The sequence below is a fragment of the Citrobacter sp. 21OH12SH02A-Citro genome (assembly GCF_027919895.1).
GTDB classification, from domain to species: domain Bacteria; phylum Pseudomonadota; class Gammaproteobacteria; order Enterobacterales; family Enterobacteriaceae; genus Citrobacter; species Citrobacter braakii.
Genome location: NZ_CP114801.1, coordinates 1,641,665 through 1,665,571, shown reverse-complemented (window position 1 = coordinate 1,665,571; position 23,907 = coordinate 1,641,665). Strand labels below are relative to the sequence as shown.

Here is a 23,907-nt window from a genome sequence, read left to right as displayed (position 1 = left end):
TCCACTCTATGAGGTTCGTCAAATAGTAAAGAGCAGAAGTCCGTAATATAATTACCATCTATAAATAAGGAATTTATCATGCTCAAACTGACTCTCGATAGAGAAAGCCGGACTCCGCTGCAGTTGCAGATATTTCAATTTTATTTACAGGCCATTCAGCGGGGGGATTTGCTGTGTGGAGATAAACTCCCCTCTATTCGCGAGCAGGCTCAGGCATTGAACATTGCCAAAATAACGGTAGTGATGGCCTATGATAAGCTGATGGCGGCTGGATTAATTAAGAGCCGACACGGCATTGGCTATGAGGTGATATTCACCACGCCTGTACGTGTAACCCCAGCGCATGTGTCCGTACCCCAGGGCTCTCCGCCAGTAACACCAAAAGCGGCCGGGGTCTCTACCGATGTTTACGCAGAGCCTGGGCGGGAGTGCTACTGCCGGATGGGCGTCCCCGATCCCAATGCTTTTCCCTGGGCAAGCTGGCGAAAATGGAATAACGCGCCAAGCGTACTTAAAGAGCAATTGTTTACCCGATATCATTCATCAAATGGATTATTTTCACTGCGTGAGCAACTAGCCAGGTACCTTAATTTATCTCGCGGCATTAATACCCGGGCGGAGAACATCATCATTACCAATGGGATTCAGGAAGGATTGTCGCTGCTCAGTCAAATATTTATTGTTCATCATGCCGTCAGTCAGCAAAAAAAGTGCCACGTTGTGGCCGAATCCCCTTGCTATTCTGGCGCATGGCATCTGTTTAATTATTACGGTGCAGACATTACGTCAATTGCTGTAGATAACCACGGGCTGCAAACAGATAAATTACCCGAATATGAAACCCAGCTTTGCTATGTGACTCCGGCTCACCAGTATCCAATGGGAAGCGTCCTTTCGCTAGAGCGCCGTCAGTCATTATTGACGTGGGCGCAGCGCGTCGGCGCTTATATCCTTGAAGACGACTACGATGCTGTTTTTACCTATGGCGAGAACCCCCTTCCTGCACTGAAAGCTATGGATTATCACAACCGGGTTATCTACATGGGGACATTTTCCAAAACGCTGGGGCCGGGAACGCGTCTTGGCTATCTCATTTGTCCTGATGAACTGCTCCCGGCAGTAAAGAATATGAAAGCACTCAATAACAATGGCAGTCAGTGGTTATTGCAGCAATTTTTAGCCGAATTAATGCAAAATCAGGTGTTTTACTCGCACATCAGCAAGCTGGCCTGCAACTATGCGGCGCGCCTCAATCTGTTACGCGATGGCCTTTCTGTTCTGTTTCCGTCAGGGAAAATCGCTGGCGCAACGGCGGGTCTGCACCTCTCGTTACGCGTTGACAGACACCCAGATATGATCGCCAGACTGCAACAGCGCTGCCTGCTGGCAGGGATCCGCTTTGACACTCTGCCAGATATAGAAAATGGCTCAGGAGCCGCATGGCGTAGGGAGAACAGCGATGCTGTTATGTTTTTCGGGTTTGGCGGATTGCAGATACAGCAGATCAAAAAGGTGCTGTCGGTACTGGAGCAGGCGCTAGCGCAGCCTTGATGAATTTCAGGGATCGCGCCTGCGGCACAATCCCTGTTGTTAACCTTACAGCAGATCGCGGAACTGCGTTTGTTTTAACGCCAGTTCAACGCCGCGAACTTCCGCCAGCCCTTTCAGGCGACCAATCGCGGAGTAGCCTGGGTTGGTTTTCTTGTGCAGGTCGTCAAGCATCTGGTGTCCGTGATCCGGACGCATCGGGATAGGACGCAAATCGCCCGCCTTTTTACGGCGCTGTTCTTCGCTCAGGATGGCAGCAACCACCGATACCATATCCACATCGCCTTGCAGGTGCGCACCTTCGTGGAAGGTTTTCGGGTTATCTTCACGGCAGGTGGAGCGCAGATGCGTGAAGTGGATTCGATCGCCAAAGGTTTCGATCATTTTCACCAGATCGTTATCGGCGCGCACGCCGTAGGAACCGGTGCACATGGTGAAACCGTTATTGATGCTGTCGACGGTTTCTTTCAGCCACTGCATATCTTCGATAGTCGAAACAATGCGCGGCAGGCCGAGGATCGGACGCGGCGGATCGTCAGGGTGGACAGCCAGACGCACGCCGACTTCTTCCGCCACAGGCACAATCGCCCGCAGGAATACCGCCATATTATCGCGCAGATCGTCTTTGCTGATGCCGTCATATTCAGCGAGACGCGCACGGAACTGATCCAGCGTATAGCCCTCTTCCGCACCGGGCAGGCCGGCAATGATATTGCGGGTCAGCTTTTCGATATCGGCATCGTTCATAGCATTGAAGTAATTCAGCGCCTGGCGTTGTTCTTCTGCGGTGTAATCCGCTGCGGCGCCTGGGCGCTGAAGAATATGCAGTTCGAAGGCCGCAAAAGCAATCTGGTCAAAACGTAGCGCTTTGGAGCCGTCCGGCAGCTGATATTCGAGATCGGTACGCGTCCAGTCGAGGATCGGCATGAAGTTATAGCACACGGTATCGATGCCGCAGGTCGCCAGATTACGGATACTCTGCTGATAATTGGCAATCCACGTTTGGTACTGGCCTGAACGCGTTTTGATATCTTCGTGGACAGGAATACTTTCCACCACCGACCAGGTCAGCCCTTTTTCAGCCAGAATAGCCTGACGCTGTTGAATCTCTTCTACCGGCCACACTTCACCGTTGGGAATGTGGTGCAAGGCGGTCACAACACCCGTTGCGCCAGCCTGACGCACATCATCAAGCGATACCGGATCGTTAGGTCCGTACCAACGCCAGGTTTGTTCCATTGTTTCACCCCACAAGTTGTTATACCAAATTAAACTACCTGAATGACGACTACCATACAGCCATCCTGGGGATGTTCAACAGATGGCCTATCATTGATTGATCCAGCTCACATTCCCCGGATAAATGAGGCACACCAATTCAATTTGCTGTCATATAACTTTATACTGCCATTGTTAATTAATGGTTAATCAGGTGTATTTAATGAAAACTATTGCCTCAGCGCCTCTGGCGGAAAATGTCATGATGCCGCAGTACGACCGCCAACAATTAAAAACGCGGATTGTACATTTTGGTTTCGGTGCTTTTCACCGCGCCCATCAGGCGTTATTAACCGACAGGGTGCTGAATGCGCAGGGCGGAGACTGGGGGATTTGCGAGATCAGTCTGTTCAGTGGCGATCGGCTGATGCGTCAGCTTCGCGAACAGGATCATTTATTTACCGTGTTAGAAAAAGGGGCTAACGGCAACCAGCCTATTGTTATCGGTGCCGTTAACGAATGCCTGAACGCCACGCTGGATTCGCTGGCGGCCATTATTGAAAAATTCTGCGAGCCTCAGGTCGCGATTGTCTCGTTAACCATCACGGAAAAAGGCTACTGCATCGATCCGGCGACGGGTTCGTTAGATCTCTCTAATGCGCGTATTATTCACGATCTGCAGACACCGGCTGAACCGCACTCCGCCCCCGGTATAATCGTAGAAGCGCTGCACCGCCGACGTGAACGTGGACTGCAGCCATTTACCGTCCTCTCCTGCGATAACATCCCGGACAATGGCCATGTGGTAAAAAATGCCGTACTGGGGATGGCGGAAAAACGCTCTCCTGAGCTGGCGCACTGGATCCAGGAACACGTCAGTTTCCCGGGTACTATGGTGGATCGGATTGTTCCCGCCGCCACCGAGGAGTCGCTGGCTGAAATCGCCCACGAGCTGGGCGTTGCCGATCCTTGCGCAATCAGCTGCGAGCCGTTTATTCAGTGGGTGATTGAAGACAACTTTGTCTGTGGTCGTCCGCAATGGGAATCTGCGGGTGTCCAGATGGTTGAAAACGTCTTGCCGTGGGAACAAATGAAACTGCGGATGCTGAACGGCAGCCATTCGTTTCTCGCTTATCTCGGCTATCTGGCCGGATTCCAGCACATCAGCGACTGTATGCAGGATAGCGCATTTCGTGAAGCCGCTTACCGGCTGATGCTCACCGAACAGGCCCCCACGCTGCAAATTACTGATGTTGATTTAAACCAGTATGCCTTAAGCCTACTGGACCGCTTTGCCAACCCGGCGCTGAAACACAAAACCTGGCAAATCGCGATGGATGGTAGCCAGAAATTACCCCAGCGAATGCTGGAAGGGATCCGCGTGCATTTAGCACGTCAAAGCGAGTGGCCGCTGTTGGCGCTCGGCATCGCAGGCTGGATGCGCTACGTGAGCGGTGTGGATGATTCAGGCGCTACGATTGATATTCGTGACCCGCTCAGTGAGAAAATTGCCGCTCTGGTGGCACAGAGCACTGAATCAGAACGCGTCAACGCCCTGCTTTCTCTGCATGAGATTTTCGCCGCCGATCTCGTACTGAATCCGCAGTTTGTCGCGGCCATTCAACAGGCCTGGCAACGTATTGCCCAATACGGTGCGCATCAGGCTGTCATTGAAACGTTAAAAAATTAACGATTTCTGCCATTAAACAGGACGAAGCACGTCTTCGTCCCCTCCCCCCTTCTCTTTTTCCCCATTTTTCGCCAGGATTGTTAAATGCCATTACGGTAATTTATGATTCTGGAGTAATTGTGACTAAAACCAATCTCATCACTGGTTTTCTCGGCAGTGGCAAAACCACCTCTATTCTTCATCTATTGGCGAACAAGGATCCCGCAGAGAAGTGGGCCGTGCTGGTCAATGAGTTTGGTGAAGTAGGTATTGATGGCGCCCTGTTAGCCGACAGCGGCGCATTGCTAAAAGAGATCCCCGGCGGCTGTATGTGCTGCGTTAACGGTCTACCGATGCAGGTTGGCCTCAATACGCTGCTGCGTCAGGGAAAACCCGATCGATTGCTGATTGAACCCACTGGCCTCGGACACCCTAAACAAATTCTGGATTTACTCACCGCACCGGTTTACGAACCGTGGATCGATCTGCGCGCGACCCTCTGTATTCTTGACCCCCGGCTGTTAATGGATGAAAAAAGCGTCGCCAATGACAATTTCCGCGATCAGCTGGCCGCCGCAGATATCATTGTTGCCAATAAAGCCGACCGCGCCACAGCGGAAAGCGAAAACGCCTTGCAAACCTGGTGGCAACACTACGGTGCCAATCGCCAGTTGGTTCATGCCGACCATGGGCAAATTGACGGGCAGTTACTGGATTTACCCCGACTAAACCTGGCAGAGCTTCCTGCAAGCGCAGAGCACGCCCATAGCCATGCAGACAAAAAGGGACTGGCGGCATTGAGTCTGCCGTCACAGCAGCGCTGGCGGCGCAGCCTGAACAGCGGCCAGGGCCATCAGGCCTGCGGTTGGATTTTTGACGCCGATACGGTGTTCGATACCATCGGTCTGCTGGAATGGTCCCGTCTTGCCCCCGTGGGGCGCGTGAAAGGTGTCATGCGTATAAAGGAAGGGCTGGTGCGCATTAACCGCCAGGGAGACGACTGGCATATTGAGACGCAAAACGTCGCGCCACCGGATAGCCGTATTGAACTCATCGCCGATACTGAGACCGACTGGAATACGCTACAGAGTGCATTGTTGAGACTTCGTTTAGACGCTAACGCGTAAGGTTGCCTTCGTTTTTATAGCAATGGTAAACGATGATGAAAACCCGATACCCTCTTATTCTCCTACTCAATATTGCGGGGCTGGCGCTGTTTCTGTCCTGGTATCTTCCTGCCGGACATGGGATCTGGTCTTCATTGGATACGGGCGTTTTCCGCTTCTTTAACCAGAAACTGGTGGAAAGCCCGCAGTTCTTGTGGATTGTTGCTATTACCAATAACCGGGCATTTGATGGTTGCTCATTGCTGGCAATGGGAGCCTTGATGCTGCATTTTTGGCTGAAAGAAACGTCGGAAGGTCGCCGACGCATTGTCGCTATTGGCCTGGTTATGCTGCTCACCGCAGTGGTATTAAATCAGTTAGGCCAGGCGCTTATTCCCGTTAAACGCGCCAGCCCTACTCTGATGCTGGATAATATTTATCGCGTCAGCGAACTGCTGCATATTCCGACTAAAGATGCGTCCAGAGACAGTTTCCCCGGCGATCACGGTATGATGCTGCTTATTTTTTCCGCATTTATGCTGCGTTATTTCGGAAAAGTCGCCGGAATAATCGGCCTTATTATCGCTGTGGTTTTTGCCTTTCCACGCATAATGATTGGCGCTCACTGGCTCACCGATATCGTGATCGGTTCCATGACTGTCGTCTTGATTGGTCTGCCCTGGTGGCTAATGACACCGTTAAGCGACCGATTAGTCACTCTGTTTGCGAATTATCTGCCCGGTAAAAACAAACATTTTTTAAACAAATAACGCACAGTAATTAACATCATCAGGGAAAACTCTGATTCCCTGATGATGCTTGTCGATATTTCATCATTCTGGCTGCCATTCTCCCGTCATCTTATTCATCTTTAAAATGATTGGGTTGCGTCTTTTTTATCCCGATTGTTCTTAATTTAGGCAATGCCGGTTATTCACTTTCTGTATCAATTTTTCTTATAAGAAATCACGTAAATTCACTCGCAATGACCGGACCGATCGGGTAATCTCGAACTCGTTTTGCCTCGCGGGATAATTATTCTCTTCAGGAATAAATTTGTGCGTTCTGCCACAGATTTGACCTTAAAGAATTGTCTCATCGTGCGATGGTAATTAGTCTCGTCACGTTTGGCATTTTTTATAACGATATTTATCGTTAAGGACTTCAAGGGAAAACAAACAAAATGGTCAAATCTCAACCGATTTTGAGATATATCTTGCGGGGCATACCCGCGATAGCAGTTGCGGTTCTGCTTTCTGCATGTAGCACAACGAACACCGCCAGGAATATGCATTCTGAGACGCATGCTGTGGGCAATGGAGATAACTCTTCACTGCAAGCCTCTCAGGATGAATTTGAAAATATGGTCCGTAATATCGATGTTAAATCACGTATTATGGACCAGTATGCTGACTGGAAAGGCGTGCGTTACCGCCTTGGCGGCAGCACCAAAAAAGGCATTGATTGTTCAAGCTTCGTACAACGTACGTTCCGCGAGCAATTTGGTTTAGAGCTTCCTCGCTCAACCTACGAACAACAGGAAACGGGTAAATCCGTTTCGCGCACTAACCTGCGCACAGGCGATCTGGTTCTGTTCCGTGCTGGCTCCACTGGCCGTCACGTCGGTATTTATATCGGCAACAACCAGTTCGTACACGCCTCGACCAGCAGCGGCGTTATCATTTCCAGCATGAACGAACCTTACTGGAAAAAACGTTACAACGAAGCTCGCCGGGTCCTGAGCCGCAGTTAATTTCGTTTGGCAGCTATCCCTTGGCTATCCTGATGAGACATTTTGAAAAGCACTGCTTCGGCGGTGCTTTTTTTTGCTTTGTCTTGTGACTAAGAAAAATCTCACAAGGTGAGTCATTTCAGGTTATATTCATACAGAATAAGCGGTTAACTCAGGTAAACATAAGGAACTATGTTTAAACGCTCCTCTTCATCCAATCAGAAAATCCTGCTTTCCTGTATGTTAACGGGGCTTATCGTCGCGCTCCTGGTGAGTACCCTGCAATTTTTCGTGACCTGGCATAAACGAGACATTAAGTACGACACGCTCCTTTCCGATATCCAGAATTATGTCAGCAGCTACTTCGCCGATCTCAAATCCACCACAGATGACCTTCAGCCACTGGTCGCCAACAGTTGCCAACAAGTCGCTGCTCAACTGACCTCCAGCGCGGCCTTTAGCCTCAACGTTCGCGCATTTTTACTGGTCAAAAACGGCATTGCTTTCTGCTCCTCCGCAACGGGCGCAATGTTCACCCCGATTTTAGATCTGGTCCCAAGCCTCGATATCAGCAGAAATATTGATGTGGAATTACTCCCCGGTACGCCCATGATGCCGAACAAGCCGGCGATAATGATTTGGCACCGGAACCCATCGTTCACTGATAGCGGCGTGTTTACCTCACTGAATATTAATCTGGCCCCTTATCTGCTTTATACCGCCCGACAGGATGATTTTAACGGTATTGCCATAGTCGTCGGTGATAACGCGATTTCAACATTTTCATCACGGATTATTGATGCCTCCGCTCTGCCCCACTCTCACTGGCGGCAGGCGACCCTGGAAGGTATTCCGCTACAGATTCGTTTATATGCCGATGAGTGGACCTATACCGACATCTGGTATTCGATTATGTTGGGATGCATGGCGGGGATTATTGCTGCACTTCTTCTCTGGTACTACATCTACACCATCCGTTTACGTCCGGGCAAAGATATCCTCAACGCTATCAAACATAACCAGTTTTATGTGGTGTACCAGCCCGTCGTTGAGGTGCAGACACTGGAGGTGAAAGGTGTAGAGGTGTTATTACGCTGGAATCATCCGACAACGGGTGAGATCCCACCGGATGCTTTTATTCACTACGCCGAATCCCAGAAAATGATTGTCCCGCTGACCCAGCATCTCTTTAAGTTGATAGCCCAGGACGCACCGATGCTGCAAAAAGTGTTACCCGCTGGTGCAAAATTGGGGATCAATATCGCGCCAACGCATCTGCACGGCGAGACGTTTAAAGACGACATTCATCACCTGCAGGCCTCGCTTCCCGCAAACCATTTCCAGATGGTGCTGGAGATCACCGAACGGGATATGCTTAATCAACACGAGGCCACAAAGCTTTTTGAATGGCTTCATTCCGCAGGTTTTGAAATTGCCATTGATGATTTTGGCACCGGTCATAGCGCGCTGATTTATCTGGAACGCTTTACCGTTGACTACCTGAAAATCGATCGCGGGTTTATTAACGCCATTGGAACAGAGACCCTGACCTCTCCGGTTCTGGACGCCGTGTTGACACTCTCTAAGCGTCTTAATATGCTGACGGTGGCTGAAGGGGTTGAAACGCCTGAGCAAGCCCGTTGGCTGCGCGATCGTGGGGTGCATTTTTTCCAGGGATACTGGATTAGCCGACCATTAAAACTTGCTGATTTCGTGCGTTGGATGGCGCAGCCCAATAAGCCGACGTGGTGATCGCAGTATGCGAATCATATACTCTCACTCGCCGCCACATCCCTTATCTTTCAGGCATGATGCCCGTCGGGTTGTGGCAGGAAAAGGAAATCGCTTTTAATGATCCCTCGCGTATTGCTGCTGTTTATCGCCCTTATCGGGTTTAGCGCCGAGGCGCAGTCCATCAAAGAAAGCTATGCTTTTGCCGTACTGGGCGAACCGAAGTACGCGTTTAACTTTAATCACTTTGATTACGTCAACCCTGCGGCCCCCAAAGGCGGGCAAATCACCCTCTCCGCCATCGGCACATTCGATAACTTCAACCGCTATGCGATGCGCGGTAACCCCGGAGCACGTACCGAAACGCTTTACGATACGCTGTTTACTACCTCTGACGATGAACCTGGCAGCTATTATCCGCTCATCGCCGACAGCGCACGCTATGCTGATGACTATTCCTGGGTAGAAATCGCCATCAATCCGCGAGCGCGTTTTCACGATGGCTCCCCCATTACCGCCAGCGATGTCGCATTCACCTTCCACAAATTTATGACTGAAGGCGTGCCGCAATTTCGCCTGGTCTACAAGGGAACAACGGTAAAAGCGATCGCGCCATTAACTGTACGTATTGAATTAGCCAAACCGGGTAAAGAGGACATGCTCAGCCTGTTTTCATTACCCGTGATGCCAGAGAAGTACTGGAAAGATCATAAGCTCAGCGATCCCTTATCATCGCCTCCGCTCGCCAGCGGTCCTTATAGCATCACGAAATGGAAGATGGGTCAGTACATTGTCTATTCGCGCGTCAACGATTATTGGGCCGCTAATCTGCCCGTCAACCGTGGCCGCTGGAACTTTGATACCATCCGCTACGACTACTATCTGGATGACAACGTCGCCTTTGAAGCGTTTAAGGCCGGGGCGTTTGACCTGCGTCTTGAAAACGATGCTAAAAACTGGGCGACACGTTATACCGGTAAAAATTTCTCGAATCATTACATCATCAAAGATGAGCAAAAAAACGAATCCGCCCAGGATACGCGTTGGCTGGCGTTTAATATTCAGCGCCCGGTGTTCAGCGACCGACGGGTGCGAGAAGCCATCACCCTGGCATTTGATTTTGAATGGATGAATAAAGCTCTGTTCTATAACGCCTGGAGTCGGACCAACAGCTATTTTCAGAATACCGAGTATGCCGCTAAAAATTACCCCGATGCGGATGAACTGGTGATACTTGCGCCCTTGAAAAAAGATCTCCCTCCTGAGGTCTTCAGCCAAATTTATCAGCCGCCGAAATCAAAAGGCGATGGCTACGATCGTGACAACCTGTTGAAAGCCGATGCCTTACTGGAGCAGGCCGGATGGGTACTTAAGGGACAACAGCGCGTAAACAGCGCCAACGGTAAACCCCTGAGCTTTGAACTGTTGCTCCCGGCGGGCAGTAACAGCCAGTGGGTGCTGCCGTTCCAGCACAACCTGCAGCGCTTAGGCATTACAATGAACATCCGCCAGGTTGATAACTCACAAATCACAAACCGGCTGCGCAGTCGTGACTATGACATGATGCCGAGATTGTATCGCGCAATGCCGTGGCCAAGTTCGGACCTGCAAATTCTCTGGGCCTCTGAATATATTGACTCCAGCTATAACGCCCCGGGCGTGCAAAGCCCGGTGATTGATAAACTGATCAACCAAATCATCGCGGCGCAGGGTGATAAAGCCAAACTAATCCCACTCGGTCGGGCACTGGACAGGGTATTAACCTGGAACTACTACATGTTGCCGATGTGGTTTATGGCAGAGGATCGCATCGCCTGGTGGGATAAGTTTTCGCATCCAGCTATTCGCCCCATTTATACCATTGGTCTCGACAACTGGTGGTACGACGTTAACAAAGCGGCGAAACTGCCAGCAGCCAGACGGCAGGGAGAATAAATGGGCGCTTATCTGATTCGACGTCTGCTACTGGTGATCCCAACGCTTTGGGCCATCATCACCATCAACTTTTTTATCGTGCAGATTGCCCCCGGTGGTCCGGTTGAGCAGGCCGTCGCCGCCATTGAGTTCGGGCAAAGCGGGGCATTACCCGGCGCGGGTAGTGAAGGCATTCGCGCCAGCCACGCGCAAACCGGCGTCGGCAATATCAGCGACAGTAATTACCGAGGTGGCCGTGGTCTTGACCCGGAAGTGATCGCCGAAATCACTCGCCGTTACGGGTTCGATAAGCCCATTCATGAGCGTTATTTCAAAATGCTCTGGGACTATATTCGTTTCGATTTCGGCGACAGTCTGTTTCGTAGCGCCTCAGTGCTGACGCTTATCAAAGACAGCCTGCCTGTTTCCGTCACGCTGGGGCTATGGAGTACGCTCATTATCTATCTGGTGTCGATACCGCTTGGGATCCGCAAAGCCGTTCACAACGGCAGCCGATTTGATGTCTGGAGCAGCGCATTCATTATTATTGGCTATGCCATACCGGCCTTTTTGTTTGCGATTTTACTGATCGTCTTTTTTGCCGGGGGCAGCTATTACGACCTGTTCCCGCTTCGCGGACTGGTTTCCGCCAATTTTGATTCCCTGCCCTGGTATCAGAAAGTGACCGACTACCTTTGGCATATTACCCTGCCCGTGCTGGCGACGGTGGTTGGGGGGTTTGCCGCGCTAACCATGCTGACCAAAAACTCATTTCTGGATGAGGTACGCAAACAGTATGTCGTCACCGCGCGCGCCAAAGGGGTCAGCGAGAAAAACATTCTGTGGAAACATGTGTTTCGCAATGCCATGTTGCTGGTAATCGCTGGCTTCCCGGCAACATTTATCAGCATGTTTTTTACCGGTTCGCTGCTGATTGAAGTGATGTTTTCGCTTAACGGTCTGGGACTACTGGGTTATGAATCCACCGTATCACGTGACTACCCGGTAATGTTTGGCACGCTCTATATCTTCACCCTGATCGGTCTGCTGCTGAATATCCTCAGCGACATCAGCTATACGCTGGTCGATCCCCGTATTGATTTTGAGGGACGCTAATGTCGCGATTAAGCCCCGTCAATCAGGCCCGCTGGGCGCGTTTTCGCCATAACCGTCGCGGCTATTGGTCGCTGTGGATCTTTCTACTGCTCTTCGGCCTTAGCCTGTGTTCAGAACTGATTGCCAATGATAAGCCGCTACTGGTGCGCTACGACAGTAGCTGGTATTTCCCCCTGTTCAAAAACTACAGTGAAAGCGACTTCGGCGGACCATTGGCGACCCAGGCTGATTATCAGGATCCGTGGTTACAGCAGCGCCTGGAAAACCGGGGCTGGATCCTGTGGGCGCCGATACGCTTTGGAGCCACCAGCATTAACTTTGCCACTGATAAGCCCTTCCCTTCCCCGCCTTCTGCACAAAACTGGCTGGGAACGGACGCCAACGGTGGTGATGTGCTGGCACGGATCCTCTACGGCACACGTATTTCTGTCCTGTTCGGATTAATGCTAACCCTGTGCTCCAGCGTGATGGGGATCATGGCTGGCGCAATCCAGGGCTATTATGGCGGCAAGGTGGATTTGTGGGGGCAACGATTCATTGAGGTTTGGTCAGGTATGCCAACGCTGTTTTTGATCATACTGCTGTCGAGCGTGGTCCAGCCAAACTTCTGGTGGCTACTGGGCATTACCGTGCTGTTTGGCTGGATGAGCCTGGTTGGCGTGGTACGCGCGGAATTTTTACGTACCCGAAACTTTGATTACATTCGTGCCGCTCAGGCGCTCGGCGTGAGCGATCGCAGTATTATTCTGCGCCATATGCTGCCCAATGCGATGGTCGCCGCCCTGACCTTTTTACCGTTTATATTATGCGCCTCGATCACCACTCTGACCTCGCTGGATTTTCTTGGCTTTGGCTTACCGCTTGGCTCGCCATCGCTGGGAGAACTCCTGTTACAGGGTAAAAACAACCTGCAGGCACCGTGGCTTGGTATCACCGCGTTCATCTCCGTTGCCCTGCTATTATCGCTACTGATATTTATTGGTGAAGCGGTACGCGACGCGTTCGATCCCAACAAGGCGATTTAAGATGACACAACCACTGTTAGCTATTGAAAATTTATCGGTAGGTTTTCGCCAACAGGAGACCGTGCGCACCGTGGTCAATACCCTCTCACTGAGGGTTGATGCCGGGCAAACTCTGGCGCTGGTGGGCGAGTCCGGTTCGGGTAAAAGCGTGACCGCACTTTCTATTCTACGGTTATTACCGACCCCTCCCGCAGTCTACCTTTCCGGCGACATCCGTTTTCATGGCGAATCATTGCTTCATGCCGATGAGCAGACGCTTCGCGGCGTTCGCGGGAATAAAATCGCCATGATTTTCCAGGAACCAATGGTGTCGCTAAACCCGCTTCACAACCTTGAAAAACAGCTGTATGAAGTGCTGTCGCTGCATCGGGGAATGCGTCGGGAGGCCGCGCGGGCAGAAATACTGACCTGTCTGGATCGGGTCGGCATCCGTCAGGCGGCCAAACGTCTCGCAGACTATCCGCACCAACTGTCCGGCGGCGAACGCCAGCGCGTAATGATCGCCATGGCGCTGCTTACGCGACCGGAGCTGCTTATTGCCGATGAACCGACCACCGCGCTGGATGTATCCGTACAGGCGCAAATACTACAGCTGCTGCGGGAGCTACAGCGCGAGCTGAACATGGGATTACTGTTTATCACCCACAACCTCAGCATTGTGAAAAAACTGGCCGATACCGTTGCGGTGATGCAAAACGGCCAGTGCGTTGAGCAAAATCGAGCAGCACAGCTGCTCACTGCGCCAACGCATCCCTACACGCAGAAATTGTTAAACAGCGAACCTTCCGGCGATCCGGTGCCTGTACCTGCCGGGCAAGCGCCATTGCTGGAAGTGGAAAAACTCTGCGTTGCCTTCCCCATCCGTAAAGGTATCCTGAAGCGCGTGGTGGACCATAACGTTGTGGTTAACAACGTCAGTTTTTCCCTCCGACCCGGTGAAACGCTGGGGCTGGTCGGGGAGTCAGGATCGGGGAAAAGCACTACCGGGCTGGCGTTACTGAGGTTAATCACCTCACAGGGAAGCATTGTGTTCGATGGCCTCGCGCTGCATACCTTAAATCGCCGCCAGCTGTTACCGGTACGTCACCGCATTCAGGTCGTGTTTCAGGATCCCAACTCCTCGCTGAACCCGCGCCTGAGCGCGCTACAGATTATTGAGGAGGGACTGCGCGTTCATCAGCCAACCCTGTCAGCCGAGCAGCGCGAAGCGCAGGTGAAAGCGGTAATGGCGGAAGTGGGACTGGATAGCGAAACGCGGCATCGTTACCCGGCGGAGTTTTCAGGCGGTCAACGTCAACGCATAGCCATTGCCAGAGCCTTGATTCTCAAGCCTTCCCTGATCATTCTGGATGAACCAACATCGTCGCTCGACAGAACCGTACAGGCGCAAATCCTGACGTTGTTAAAGTCTTTACAGGAAAAGCATCGCCTAGCTTATATCTTTATCAGCCATGATTTGCACGTAGTACGCGCGTTATGCCATCAGGTTATTGTGCTAAGGCAGGGAGAGGTCGTGGAGCAAGGACAATGCGAGCACGTATTTAATGCGCCACAGCAGGCATATACGCGTCAGCTGCTCGCGCTAAGCTGACGCTCAAAACGGATTGTTATTTGAAAACGGCTCTGCGATGGCCACGCCGAAATTTTTCAGTCTGCAGGTCGCGGCAAATTCATCCTGACGATTCACAAACAGGCACGGCTCCCCTTCGCATTCCAACACGGAACAAGGTACCTCAATGTCGCTGAGGGCCTGGCTGAGTTTATGCATGACTGACCACGCGCTGTCACCATCAGGGCTAAGCAATTTGAGCGCCACCAAGCTGTTCTCATTGCTCTGACCGTTTTGCGGAATCGGTTCAACCTTTGAACCTGCGAAACCCACCGACCAACGATAGCACTGTGGCAGACGATGAACGATTGAGAGTTGTAATGTCATCACTTTCTTTCCCTGGAAGTACAATCACTTCACAATTATTTTACATCAATATTAACACATCATTGACAATACGTCTTTAAACAGTTCGTAAACGTTTACACCCTGACTTTATGCTGCTTTCCGAACCAAATATTTAAATTTATTCAACGGTTCTGGCATATTTCCGCGCTATATGTACTCGTTTCTGCGATCTAACTCAACCTTTTTAACTACAATGATGTGACTTTTTACATAAATTGATTTTACATAAAATAAACATAAGCGGGGAAATTGATAGATTTTCGGTTGATGTACATCAACTCTGGAGGCCCTATCGCCCCCAGGTTGTGTAATAGATCACCGTTTTTTGGCGCGGCTGGCGTAGAGATAGAAGAGAATTGAGCAGGTAGCGCAAAACGCTATCGACCAGATCATCGGCCAGGCCGAGTTAAAAGTCGCCAGTGACAGCAGCGCCCCAACGATGGCGCCAATGCCAAAACGGAACGTCCCTGCCAGCGATGACGCCGTTCCCGCCATATGCGGAAATTCATCCAGAATGACTGCCATGGCGTTGGATGACACCATCGACACGCAGCCAACAAACGCCGCAACGCCCACCACCAGCGCCCAGAAACCAACCCCGAACAGCGCGCTAAAGACCATCCAGCCCGCCATCACGAACTGGATCCACAGGCCAGCACGGAACATATTCAATGCCCCAACCCGACGAACAAAGCGGCTGTTGATGATGGTCATCACGAACAGGAAAACAATGTTCAGCGCGAAGTAATAGCCGAAATGCTGCGGTGAAACGTGGTTAATCTCAATGTAAACAAAAGGTCCGGCGCTCAGGAACGAGAACATCCCGGCAAAACTAAACCCACTGGCCAGCATATAGCTCAGTACACGCTTGTGGCGAAACAGCGAGGCAAAGTTGCCGAGAGTAGTACGCAAGCGAAACGGCTGGCGGCGCTCAACCGGCAAGGTCTCTTTGATCAGCGTAAAGATCATCACCGACGCCAGAATAGCCGCCACGGCGAGGATCCAAAAGATGTAGTGCCAGCTCAGCCATACCAATACCCAGCCGCCCACGATGGGTGCCAGTAAGGGTGCAATTGTCGTGACCAGCATGACAAAGGACATCATGCGCGAAAACTCTTCCTTCGGATAGATATCGCGCATCAGGGCGTTGATAACCACGCTCGCCGCAGCCGCAGCCAGACCATGGAAGAAACGCATCACGATCAGTTGATCGATAGTTTGTGCCAGCGCACAGGCAACTGCCGCCGCCGCAAACACCAGCGTCCCGCCCAGAATCACCGGCTTGCGCCCAATGCTGTCAGCCATTGGACCATAGAGTAACTGCCCCACCGCGAACCCAAGAATATAGGTACTGAGGGTCATCTGCGCGCTACCTGCAGGCACACCAAACTGTTCAGAGATAACAGGTAGTGCCGGAAGATACATATCAATCGACAACGGCATCAGCATGGCTAACAAGCCAAGGATAAAGACAATGGCAATTGACGAGTTCTGCCGGGTGGTCACATTTAGCTCCTGAAATTAACGCGGGGTTAAGTTAACGCTGGCGATTTCTTCTTCGGTCAATGGACGGTATTCACCCGGCTCCAGATCCTCATCAAGCTTGATGTCACCAATCCGTTCACGGTGCAGTTCCACAACGTGGTTACCGACGGCGGCAAACATACGTTTAACCTGATGATAGCGCCCTTCGCTGATGGTCAATCGCACCTGAGTTGGCGTAATAACCTCCAGCACGGCCGGTTTGGTCAGGTCTTTCTCATTATGCAGTTGTACGCCATGGGCAAACTGTTCGGCGGTGTCATCTGCCACCGGCGACTCCAGCGTCACCAGATAGGTTTTCTCACAATGGTGACGTGGCGAAGTGATGCGATGCGACCACTGTCCGTCATCGGTCATCAGCACCAGTCCGGTGGTGTCGATATCCAGGCGACCTGCCGCATGCAGTTTGTAGGCAACCGGCTCATCAAGGAAATAGAGCACGGTCGGGTGATCCGGGTCATCCGTTGAGCAAACATAACCCTGAGGTTTATTCAGCATAAAATAGCGCGGGCCATTTTGTTGAATCAGGGAATTGCCGTCATATTCTACGTCGTGTTCTGGCAGCAGCTTAAAGGCACTGTTTTTGACGATTTCACCGTCGACGGTAACGCGGTTAGCACGGATCTCACGCCCGGCAATAGCGCGGCTGACGCCGAGTTGCTGAGCGATAAATTTATCAAGTCGCATGAGTGTGATTTTTGCCTGTAAAAAACAAGAAGCGGGATTGCGCCCGAAAAGTGGGACGATTATCCGCCCAGTATAGCGGCGTTACACCATCCCTCAAGGGAAATGATTCATGGCATACTATACATTGTTGCTGCTTACCTTAATGAGCCCATGATTTTTACTCTTCGCCCGTACCAAAAAGAAGCCGTGGATGCCACGCTCAACCATTTCCGCCACCATCGCACGCCAGCGGTTATCGTCCTGCCAACCGGTGCGGGAAAAAGCCTGGTGATTGCTGAACTGGCCCGCGTGGCGCGTGGTCGCGTGCTGATACTGGCGCACGTTAAAGAACTGGTCGCGCAAAACCATGCCAAATATCGCGCGCTGGGGCTGGAAGCCGATATTTTTGCCGCAGGTCTGAAGCGTAAAGAGAGCCACGGGAAAGTGGTATTTGGCAGCGTACAGTCGGTAGCGCGTAATCTTGACGCCTTTCAGGGAGAATTCTCGCTGCTTATCGTCGATGAATGTCACCGTATTGGTGATGATGACGAGAGTCAGTATCAGCAAATCCTCACTCACCTGACCAAAGTAAATCCCCACTTACGCCTGCTCGGGCTTACTGCCACTCCTTTTCGTTTGGGCAAAGGCTGGATTTATCACTTTCATTATCACGGTATGGTGCGCGGCGATGAAAAAGCGCTGTTTCGTGACTGCATTTATGAATTACCGTTGCGTTACATGATTAAACACGGCTACCTGACGCCGCCAGAACGCCTCGACATGCCGGTAGTGCAGTATGACTTCAGCCGCCTGCAGGCGCAGAGTAACGGCCTGTTTAGCGAAACGGATCTGAATCAGGAACTGAAAAAGCAGCAGCGAATAACGCCGCATATCATCAGCCAGATTGTCGAGTTTGCCCAGACGCGCAAAGGGGTGATGATTTTCGCCGCCACAGTGGAGCACGCCAAAGAAATTCTGGGCCTGCTGCCTGCTGACGATGCCGCGCTAATCACCGGAGACACGCCTGGCGCTGAGCGTGATGTGCTGATTGAAGAGTTCAAAGCCCAGCGCTTTCGCTATCTGGTGAATGTGTCGGTCCTGACCACTGGCTTCGATGCCCCGCACGTCGACCTTATCGCCATTCTGCGCCCGACGGAGTCAGTTAGCCTTTACCAACAAATTGTCGGTCGCGGCCTGCGCCTGGCGCCGGGTAAAACCGACTGTCTGATCCTCGATTATGCCGGTAACCCGCACGATCTTTACGCGCCGGAAGTGGGGGCGCCGAAAGGAAAAAGCGATAACGTTCCGGTGCAGGTGTTCTGTCCCGCCTGCGGGTTTGCAAACACCTTCTGGGGCAAAACAACGGCAGACGGCACGCTGATTGAACACTTTGGTCGCCGCTGTCAGGGGTGGTTTGAAGATGATGACGGCCATCGCGAACAGTGCGATTTTCGTTTTCGTTTTAAAAACTGCCCACAATGCAACGCGGAAAATGATATCGCCGCCCGCCGTTGTCGGGAGTGCGACACGGTGCTGGTTGACCCGGATGACATGCTGAAAGCCGCGCTCAGGCTCAAAGATGCGCTGGTCCTGCGCTGTAGCGGCATGGTGTTACAAAACGGCCAGGATGAAAAAGGCGAATGGCTAAAAATCACCTATTACGATGAAGATGGTGCCGACGTTAGCGAACGCTTTCGCCTGCATACTCCCGCGCAACGTACGGCTTTCGAGCAACTGTTTATTCGCCCGCACACCCGAACGCCCGGCATTCCCTTACGCTGGATAACCGCCGCCGATATCCTCGCCCAGCAGGCGCTGTTACGTCATCCTGATTTCGTGGTGGCGCGCATGAAAGGTCAGTACTGGCAGGTCCGTGAAAAGGTCTTCGATTATGAAGGACGCTATCGTCGGGCACATGAATTACGCGGTTAATCGTACTTTTGATTGATGTACCAGCCGTTTAAGTATAGAATCTCGCCCGCTTTTGCATACGCAAAGCAGATCACTTACCTGTTGCTGGGTCGCCTGTAGCAGGAATTATAAAAGAGAGATTTAAATGTTTACTATCAACGCTGAAGTACGTAAAGAGCAGGGTAAGGGTGCGAGCCGCCGCCTGCGTGCCGCTAACAAGTTCCCGGCAATCATCTATGGTGGCGCAGAAGCCCCGGTTGCTATCGAACTGGATCACGATGCAGTTATGAACATGCAAGCTAAAGCTGAATTCTACAGCGAAGTTCTGACCATCGTTGTTGACGGTAAAGAAGTGAAAGTTAAAGCTCAGGCTGTACAGCGTCACCCGTTCAAGCCGAAGCTGGCACACATCGACTTCGTTCGCGCGTAATCGCCTACAAGTTGAAGAAAAACCCCGCCTCGGCGGGGTTTTTTTATGGGATTTTGTTGGCGGTAAAGATGAATCACGCAAGCCGGATAAGGCGTTAACGCCCCCATCCGGCAAACGGCTTTATTTCCCGCCCGAGGTACGACGCTGTAGCTGATCGCGCAGGTTCGGCGGCGTACCTTTGATGGTCAAAGTATCTGTGGCTGGATCCCAGAAAATACGCTCACCCAATAACATGGCGTCGAAGTTGATGGTTAACCCGCCGCCGCTTCCGGCAAATTTGGTTAACTGGCGCAGCGTGCTGCGATCTGCCGGGAAGCTCTCTTCCAGTTCGTAGCCTTTATCAGCGGTAAATTCGCTGAAGCTGACTTCACTGACGCCGGAAAGCTCTTTGGACAGCGACTCCAACTCGATCTCTTCACCGGCCTGCAGTTGCTCGTTGCAGTAGCTGTACACCTGCTGACGCACGTTCTGGCGTTCAGCTTTATCGAGTTGCGCCTCGGCGGTAAAGTCATCGACCGCCTGCAACAGGCCGCGGTTTTGCGCTTTGGCGTTAAGCCCCTCGCTGGCGCCCAGGAAGTCCATAAAGAAATCGGCGACTTTGCGCCCTACCCGCCCTTTCAGGAACGTCAGATAGCGCGTGGACTCCGGGTTGGTTTCCCACTCGGTTAAATCAATACGCGCCACGATATCCGCATGATTGATATCCAGATAGTGTGTCGGGTTGATATCCAGATTTTCATTGACGCGCATACTGCTTAAATTGTTCAGCACGGCGACCAGCAGATACTCTACCGCCAGATAGCGGTAATGGCAGAACAGGACAATGCCGCCATCGGCAAAAGGATATTTCGCCAGTTCGTCCCGCAAGCGCCCTGTCGCTGCACGACTAAAGGCCAGAAAATCCTCTTCGCCCTGACGCTGTAAACGCAGCGTTTGCGCCAGTTCACTCTCTGCGCTAAACAGGCCATAAGCTTTATTCTTGGCGCTGTATACCCGATGCAACTCAGCCATCATATCGACAACGGTCGCTGTCGGTTCCAGTAATGAATCGCGCAAGACCAGCTCAAGGTTCTGCTCGTCACGTTTGATAAGCTGGTGCAGGGCAATCTGGTTGATATCCAGACTCATGATAAACTCTCCTTTTAGACCGGGCGGTATTCAACCACCTGCCGGGCAGTGACGCAATAGAAGATAAAAAAGCAGAAAAAAAACTGTCTGTACGGTAATATGTTGCCCTTTCATGAACAGACTGATTTCGATTTATGCCACAAATTTCCCGCTATAGTGACGAACACGTTGAACAACTGCTGAATGAGATGCTCAACGTACTGGAAAAACATAAGGCGCCGACCGACCTTTCCCTGATGGTACTGGGAAATATGGTGACTAACCTTATCAATACAAGCATCGCACCGGCCCAGCGCCAGGCGATTGCCAACTCTTTTGCCCGCGCATTGCAGTCTTCGGTAAACGACGACCAAGCGCATTAAGAGCCTGCTCCGGGGAAACGAACAACAGTTTATGGTAACTCATCGTCAACGCTACCGTGAGAAAGTCTCCCAGATGGTTAGCTGGGGGCACTGGTTTGCCTTGTTCAACATTCTGTTGGCCATGGTGCTCGGTAGCCGTTACCTGTTTGTCGCCGACTGGCCGACAACCCTTGCAGGTCGTGTTTATTCCTACCTGAGCGTTGTCGGGCATTTTAGCTTTCTGGTGTTCGCCACCTATCTGCTGATCCTGTTTCCCCTGACGTTTATCGTCATGTCCCAGAGGCTGATGCGATTCTTATCAGCTATTCTGGCGACGGCTGGCATGACGCTGTTGCTAATCGACAGCGAAGTTTTCACCCGCTTCCACCTGCATCTCAATCCGATCGTCTGGGAACTGGTCATCAACCCAGACCAGAATGAAGCGGCGCGTGACTGGCAGCTGATGTTTATCAGCGTACCGGTTATTCTGTTAATTGAAATGCTGTTTGCGACCTGGAGTTGGCAAAAGCTGCGCAGCCTGACGCGTCGTCGCCATTTTGCCAAACCGTTAGCAGCATTCTTCTTCGTTTCCTTTATCGCCTCGCACGTGGTGTATATCTGGGCGGATGCCAATTTCTATCGCCCGATTACCATGCAGCGTGCGAATCTGCCGCTCTCCTACCCGATGACGGCACGTAAATTCCTGGAAAAACATGGCCTGCTGGATGCGCAAGAGTATCAGCGACGCCTGATCGAACAGGGCAATCCGGAAGCGGTTTCCGTGCAGTACCCGCTCAGCGAACTGCGCTATCGCGATATGGGCACCGGTCAGAACGTGCTGCTGATTACCGTCGACGGTCTGAACTACTCACGCTTTGAAAAACAGATGCCTGCGCTGGCTGAATTCGCCGGGCAGAATATCTCGTTTACGCGTCACATGAGCTCAGGCAACACCACGGATAACGGCATCTTTGGCCTGTTCTATGGTGTCTCGCCAAGCTACATGGACGGCATTTTGTCGACCCGTACGCCTGCGGCGCTGATTACTGCACTGAACCAGCAGGGTTACCAGTTAGGGCTATTCTCCTCGGATGGCTTTACCAGCCCGCTGTATCGCCAGGCGCTGCTGTCAGACTTCTCCATGCCAAGCGTACAAACGCAATCTGACGAACAAACCGCAAGCCAGTGGATTAACTGGCTGGGACGCTACGCGCAGGAAGATAACCGCTGGTTCTCGTGGGTCTCCTTTAACGGGACGAACCTTGATAACAGCAACCAGAAGAACTTTGCCAAACGCTATGCCAGCGCCGCTCAGGATGTGGATGCCAATATTAACCGTATTCTTAGTGCCCTGCGCGACTCCGGTAAACTGAACAACACGGTGGTGATTATTACCGCAGGTCGGGGCGTGCCGCTGACTCAGGAAGAGAACAATTTTGCCTGGTCGCGCGGTCATCTGCAGGTTCCGCTGGTTATTCACTGGCCGGGAACGCCTGCCCAACGCATCAATAGCCTGACCGATCATACAGACCTGATGACAACGCTCATGCAGCGCCTGCTGCACGTCAGCACGCCTGCTAACGAATACTCGCAGGGGCAGGATCTGTTCAATGCAAACCGCCGCCATTACTGGGTTACCGCCGCCGACGGCAGCACGATGGCCGTTACCACGCCAGAGATGACGCTGGTGCTGAACAACAACGGTAATTATCAGACCTATGATTTACGCGGCGAAAAAATAAAAGATCAGAAACCGCAGCTAAGCCTGCTGCTACAGGTTCTGACGGATGAGAAACGATTTATTGCTAACTGATTAATTATAAATCACTTAGCGATGCTTCCCCTTGCATTCGCAGCGGAAAGCAGTAGTATTAGCAGCCATAGCGTCGGCACGTAGCGCAGCCTGGTAGCGCACCGTCATGGGGTGTCGGGGGTCGGAGGTTCAAATCCTCTCGTGCCGACCAAAAATCCCAGAAAAACCAACCTTCATGGTTGGTTTTTTTATGCCCGCGATTCCACGTTCCTTATTATTACCCCGGCCTTTAGCACAGGTTTTACTACTTACCCATGCACAAATTGGGGTAAAATTTACCCTCTCATCAGCGCGATGAAACTAGACGAGTGATGCGCTGAAAACAATAATGATACTAATAAAAACTCAGGAGAATAGTATGCCTGAAGCAACGCCTTTTCGGGTGCTGATTGTCGACGACCACCCACTAATGCGGCGAGGAATTAGTCAATTATTGCAACTGGATCCCGCATTTAACGTAGTCGCGGAAGCAGGTGACGGTGCCAGCGCTATCGATCTGGCTAACCGTCTGGACCTGGATGTGATCCTGCTGGATCTCAATATGAAAGGCATGAGCGGACTGGACACCCTGAACGCGCTGCGCCGGGATGGCGTCACCGCGCAAATTATTATTCTTACCGTCTCGGATGCAGCCAGCGATGTGTACGCCTTAATTGATGCCGGCGCGGATGGTTATTTACTCAAAGACAGCGATCCTGAAGTCTTGCTGGAGGCCATTCGCAGTGGCGCCAAAGGCGGTAAAGCTTTTAGCACACGCGTCAGCGAATATCTGCGCGAACGCGATCTGTTCGGCGCACAAGAAGATCCCTTCAGCATTCTCACCGAACGTGAACTGGATGTATTGCATGAACTGGCTCAGGGGCTGTCGAACAAACAGATTGCGTCAGTGCTGAATATTTCCGAACAGACCGTGAAAGTGCATATTCGCAACCTGCTGCGCAAACTCAATGTGCGCTCTCGCGTTGCTGCCACTATCCTGTTTTTACAAACGCGTGGAATGCAGTAATCCATGAAGAGGCCGGATAGCCCCGATATGCGAAGCGCTATCGGGGCTATTCTG

General features: G+C 51.8%; 20 protein-coding genes and 1 tRNA gene. 16 read left to right on the top strand and 5 right to left on the bottom strand.

Going from position 1 to position 23,907, the window contains the following annotated elements:
• Nucleotides 1-78 precede the first annotated feature (78 nt).
• Nucleotides 79-1,551: a PLP-dependent aminotransferase family protein gene (locus O6D90_RS07935; RefSeq protein WP_016156993.1), complete on the top strand. Its 1,473-nt coding sequence runs from the start codon at nucleotides 79-81 to the stop codon at nucleotides 1,549-1,551.
• A gap of 45 nt (nucleotides 1,552-1,596) precedes the next feature.
• Here the strand turns inward: O6D90_RS07935 and uxuA are convergent, their stop codons facing one another.
• Nucleotides 1,597-2,787: a mannonate dehydratase gene (gene uxuA, locus O6D90_RS07930; protein WP_065554080.1), complete on the bottom strand. Its 1,191-nt coding sequence runs from the start codon at nucleotides 2,785-2,787 to the stop codon at nucleotides 1,597-1,599.
• A 202-nt stretch (nucleotides 2,788-2,989) separates the two neighbouring features.
• On the opposite strand from uxuA, the gene O6D90_RS07925 reads away from it, so the two are divergent.
• The 9 genes from O6D90_RS07925 (at nucleotide 2,990) to yejF (ending at nucleotide 14,650) form a co-directional block, all read left to right on the top strand.
• Nucleotides 2,990-4,456, top strand: coding sequence for a mannitol dehydrogenase family protein (locus tag O6D90_RS07925; protein ID WP_016156995.1), 1,467 nt, complete (start codon nucleotides 2,990-2,992; stop codon nucleotides 4,454-4,456).
• Between the two features lie 119 nt (nucleotides 4,457-4,575).
• Nucleotides 4,576-5,562: a CobW family GTP-binding protein gene (locus O6D90_RS07920; protein WP_016156996.1), complete on the top strand. Its 987-nt coding sequence runs from the start codon at nucleotides 4,576-4,578 to the stop codon at nucleotides 5,560-5,562.
• Between the two features lie 35 nt (nucleotides 5,563-5,597).
• Nucleotides 5,598-6,311, top strand: a complete 714-nt coding sequence (locus O6D90_RS07915; RefSeq protein ID WP_019077242.1) for a phosphatase PAP2 family protein — start codon at nucleotides 5,598-5,600, stop codon at nucleotides 6,309-6,311.
• A gap of 413 nt (nucleotides 6,312-6,724) precedes the next feature.
• Nucleotides 6,725-7,294 (top strand): bifunctional murein DD-endopeptidase/murein LD-carboxypeptidase, encoded by a 570-nt coding sequence (mepS, locus tag O6D90_RS07910; protein ID WP_003027474.1) that lies wholly within the window; start codon nucleotides 6,725-6,727, stop codon nucleotides 7,292-7,294.
• Between the two features lie 171 nt (nucleotides 7,295-7,465).
• The gene (locus O6D90_RS07905; protein WP_016156997.1) at nucleotides 7,466-9,025 is read left to right on the top strand and encodes a cyclic di-GMP phosphodiesterase; all 1,560 of its coding nucleotides are present in this window, start codon (nucleotides 7,466-7,468) and stop codon (nucleotides 9,023-9,025) included.
• 99 nt (nucleotides 9,026-9,124) lie between these two features.
• Nucleotides 9,125-10,939 carry an extracellular solute-binding protein gene (locus tag O6D90_RS07900; RefSeq protein WP_016156998.1) on the top strand — a complete coding sequence of 605 codons (1,815 nt, stop codon included), beginning with the start codon at nucleotides 9,125-9,127 and terminating at the stop codon, nucleotides 10,937-10,939.
• Entirely contained in the window at nucleotides 10,940-12,034 is a 1,095-nt protein-coding gene (locus O6D90_RS07895; RefSeq protein ID WP_016153751.1) for a microcin C ABC transporter permease YejB, read from the top strand.
• A complete protein-coding gene (locus O6D90_RS07890) occupies nucleotides 12,034-13,059 on the top strand; it encodes an ABC transporter permease (protein WP_016153752.1) in 1,026 nt (341 codons plus the stop codon). The genes O6D90_RS07895 and O6D90_RS07890 overlap by 1 nt, the downstream gene beginning before the upstream one ends.
• Before the next feature lies 1 nt (nucleotide 13,060).
• On the top strand, nucleotides 13,061-14,650 hold the full coding sequence (gene yejF, locus O6D90_RS07885) for a microcin C ABC transporter ATP-binding protein YejF (protein ID WP_016156999.1): 1,590 nt from the start codon (nucleotides 13,061-13,063) through the stop codon (nucleotides 14,648-14,650).
• 3 nt (nucleotides 14,651-14,653) lie between these two features.
• On the opposite strand, the gene O6D90_RS07880 is transcribed toward yejF, so the two are convergent.
• The 3 genes from O6D90_RS07880 to rsuA all read right to left on the bottom strand — a co-directional run bounded on the left by O6D90_RS07880 (nucleotide 14,654) and on the right by rsuA (nucleotide 17,245).
• The gene (locus O6D90_RS07880) at nucleotides 14,654-14,998 is read right to left on the bottom strand and encodes a YejG family protein (protein WP_029139605.1); all 345 of its coding nucleotides are present in this window, start codon (nucleotides 14,996-14,998) and stop codon (nucleotides 14,654-14,656) included.
• A 333-nt stretch (nucleotides 14,999-15,331) separates the two neighbouring features.
• Nucleotides 15,332-16,522, bottom strand: a complete 1,191-nt coding sequence (locus O6D90_RS07875) for a Bcr/CflA family multidrug efflux MFS transporter (protein WP_016157000.1) — start codon at nucleotides 16,520-16,522, stop codon at nucleotides 15,332-15,334.
• A gap of 15 nt (nucleotides 16,523-16,537) precedes the next feature.
• Nucleotides 16,538-17,245 (bottom strand): 16S rRNA pseudouridine(516) synthase RsuA, encoded by a 708-nt coding sequence (gene rsuA / locus O6D90_RS07870; protein ID WP_016153756.1) that lies wholly within the window; start codon nucleotides 17,243-17,245, stop codon nucleotides 16,538-16,540.
• A gap of 150 nt (nucleotides 17,246-17,395) precedes the next feature.
• Between rsuA and O6D90_RS07865 the strand changes: the two genes are divergently transcribed.
• The gene (locus O6D90_RS07865; protein WP_032931694.1) at nucleotides 17,396-19,156 is read left to right on the top strand and encodes a DEAD/DEAH box helicase; all 1,761 of its coding nucleotides are present in this window, start codon (nucleotides 17,396-17,398) and stop codon (nucleotides 19,154-19,156) included.
• 124 nt (nucleotides 19,157-19,280) lie between these two features.
• Nucleotides 19,281-19,565 carry a 50S ribosomal protein L25 gene (gene rplY / locus O6D90_RS07860; RefSeq protein ID WP_016153758.1) on the top strand — a complete coding sequence of 95 codons (285 nt, stop codon included), beginning with the start codon at nucleotides 19,281-19,283 and terminating at the stop codon, nucleotides 19,563-19,565.
• A 120-nt stretch (nucleotides 19,566-19,685) separates the two neighbouring features.
• On the opposite strand, the gene yejK is transcribed toward rplY, so the two are convergent.
• Nucleotides 19,686-20,693, bottom strand: a complete 1,008-nt coding sequence (yejK, locus tag O6D90_RS07855; protein WP_016157002.1) for a nucleoid-associated protein YejK — start codon at nucleotides 20,691-20,693, stop codon at nucleotides 19,686-19,688.
• Between the two features lie 134 nt (nucleotides 20,694-20,827).
• On the opposite strand from yejK, the gene O6D90_RS07850 reads away from it, so the two are divergent.
• The 4 genes from O6D90_RS07850 (at nucleotide 20,828) to narP (ending at nucleotide 23,853) form a co-directional block, all read left to right on the top strand.
• Nucleotides 20,828-21,055, top strand: a complete 228-nt coding sequence (locus O6D90_RS07850; RefSeq protein ID WP_003027506.1) for a YejL family protein — start codon at nucleotides 20,828-20,830, stop codon at nucleotides 21,053-21,055.
• A 31-nt stretch (nucleotides 21,056-21,086) separates the two neighbouring features.
• A complete protein-coding gene (gene yejM, locus O6D90_RS07845; RefSeq protein ID WP_016153760.1) occupies nucleotides 21,087-22,847 on the top strand; it encodes an LPS biosynthesis-modulating metalloenzyme YejM in 1,761 nt (586 codons plus the stop codon).
• Nucleotides 22,848-22,921: 74 nt separating this feature from the next.
• Nucleotides 22,922-22,998: transfer RNA gene (locus O6D90_RS07840), tRNA-Pro, on the top strand.
• Nucleotides 22,999-23,205: 207 nt separating this feature from the next.
• Nucleotides 23,206-23,853, top strand: a complete 648-nt coding sequence (gene narP, locus O6D90_RS07835; RefSeq protein ID WP_016153764.1) for a nitrate/nitrite response regulator protein NarP — start codon at nucleotides 23,206-23,208, stop codon at nucleotides 23,851-23,853.
• Nucleotides 23,854-23,907 lie beyond the last annotated feature (54 nt).

Excerpts from the sequence above, each read along its gene's own strand:
- O6D90_RS07935 (WP_016156993.1), top strand. The coding sequence starts at position 79 with ATGCTCAAACTGACTCTCGATAGAGAAAGCCGGACTCCGCTGCAGTTG.
- uxuA (WP_065554080.1), bottom strand. The coding sequence starts at position 2,787 with ATGGAACAAACCTGGCGTTGGTACGGACCTAACGATCCGGTATCGCTT.
- O6D90_RS07925 (WP_016156995.1), top strand. The coding sequence starts at position 2,990 with ATGAAAACTATTGCCTCAGCGCCTCTGGCGGAAAATGTCATGATGCCG.
- O6D90_RS07915 (WP_019077242.1), top strand. The coding sequence starts at position 5,598 with ATGAAAACCCGATACCCTCTTATTCTCCTACTCAATATTGCGGGGCTG.
- mepS (WP_003027474.1), top strand. The coding sequence starts at position 6,725 with ATGGTCAAATCTCAACCGATTTTGAGATATATCTTGCGGGGCATACCC.
- O6D90_RS07905 (WP_016156997.1), top strand. The coding sequence starts at position 7,466 with ATGTTTAAACGCTCCTCTTCATCCAATCAGAAAATCCTGCTTTCCTGT.
- O6D90_RS07900 (WP_016156998.1), top strand. The coding sequence starts at position 9,125 with ATGATCCCTCGCGTATTGCTGCTGTTTATCGCCCTTATCGGGTTTAGC.
- O6D90_RS07895 (WP_016153751.1), top strand. The coding sequence starts at position 10,940 with ATGGGCGCTTATCTGATTCGACGTCTGCTACTGGTGATCCCAACGCTT.
- O6D90_RS07890 (WP_016153752.1), top strand. The coding sequence starts at position 12,034 with ATGTCGCGATTAAGCCCCGTCAATCAGGCCCGCTGGGCGCGTTTTCGC.
- yejF (WP_016156999.1), top strand. The coding sequence starts at position 13,061 with ATGACACAACCACTGTTAGCTATTGAAAATTTATCGGTAGGTTTTCGC.
- rsuA (WP_016153756.1), bottom strand. The coding sequence starts at position 17,245 with ATGCGACTTGATAAATTTATCGCTCAGCAACTCGGCGTCAGCCGCGCT.
- O6D90_RS07865 (WP_032931694.1), top strand. The coding sequence starts at position 17,396 with ATGATTTTTACTCTTCGCCCGTACCAAAAAGAAGCCGTGGATGCCACG.
- rplY (WP_016153758.1), top strand. The coding sequence starts at position 19,281 with ATGTTTACTATCAACGCTGAAGTACGTAAAGAGCAGGGTAAGGGTGCG.
- yejK (WP_016157002.1), bottom strand. The coding sequence starts at position 20,693 with ATGAGTCTGGATATCAACCAGATTGCCCTGCACCAGCTTATCAAACGT.
- O6D90_RS07850 (WP_003027506.1), top strand. The coding sequence starts at position 20,828 with ATGCCACAAATTTCCCGCTATAGTGACGAACACGTTGAACAACTGCTG.
- yejM (WP_016153760.1), top strand. The coding sequence starts at position 21,087 with ATGGTAACTCATCGTCAACGCTACCGTGAGAAAGTCTCCCAGATGGTT.
- narP (WP_016153764.1), top strand. The coding sequence starts at position 23,206 with ATGCCTGAAGCAACGCCTTTTCGGGTGCTGATTGTCGACGACCACCCA.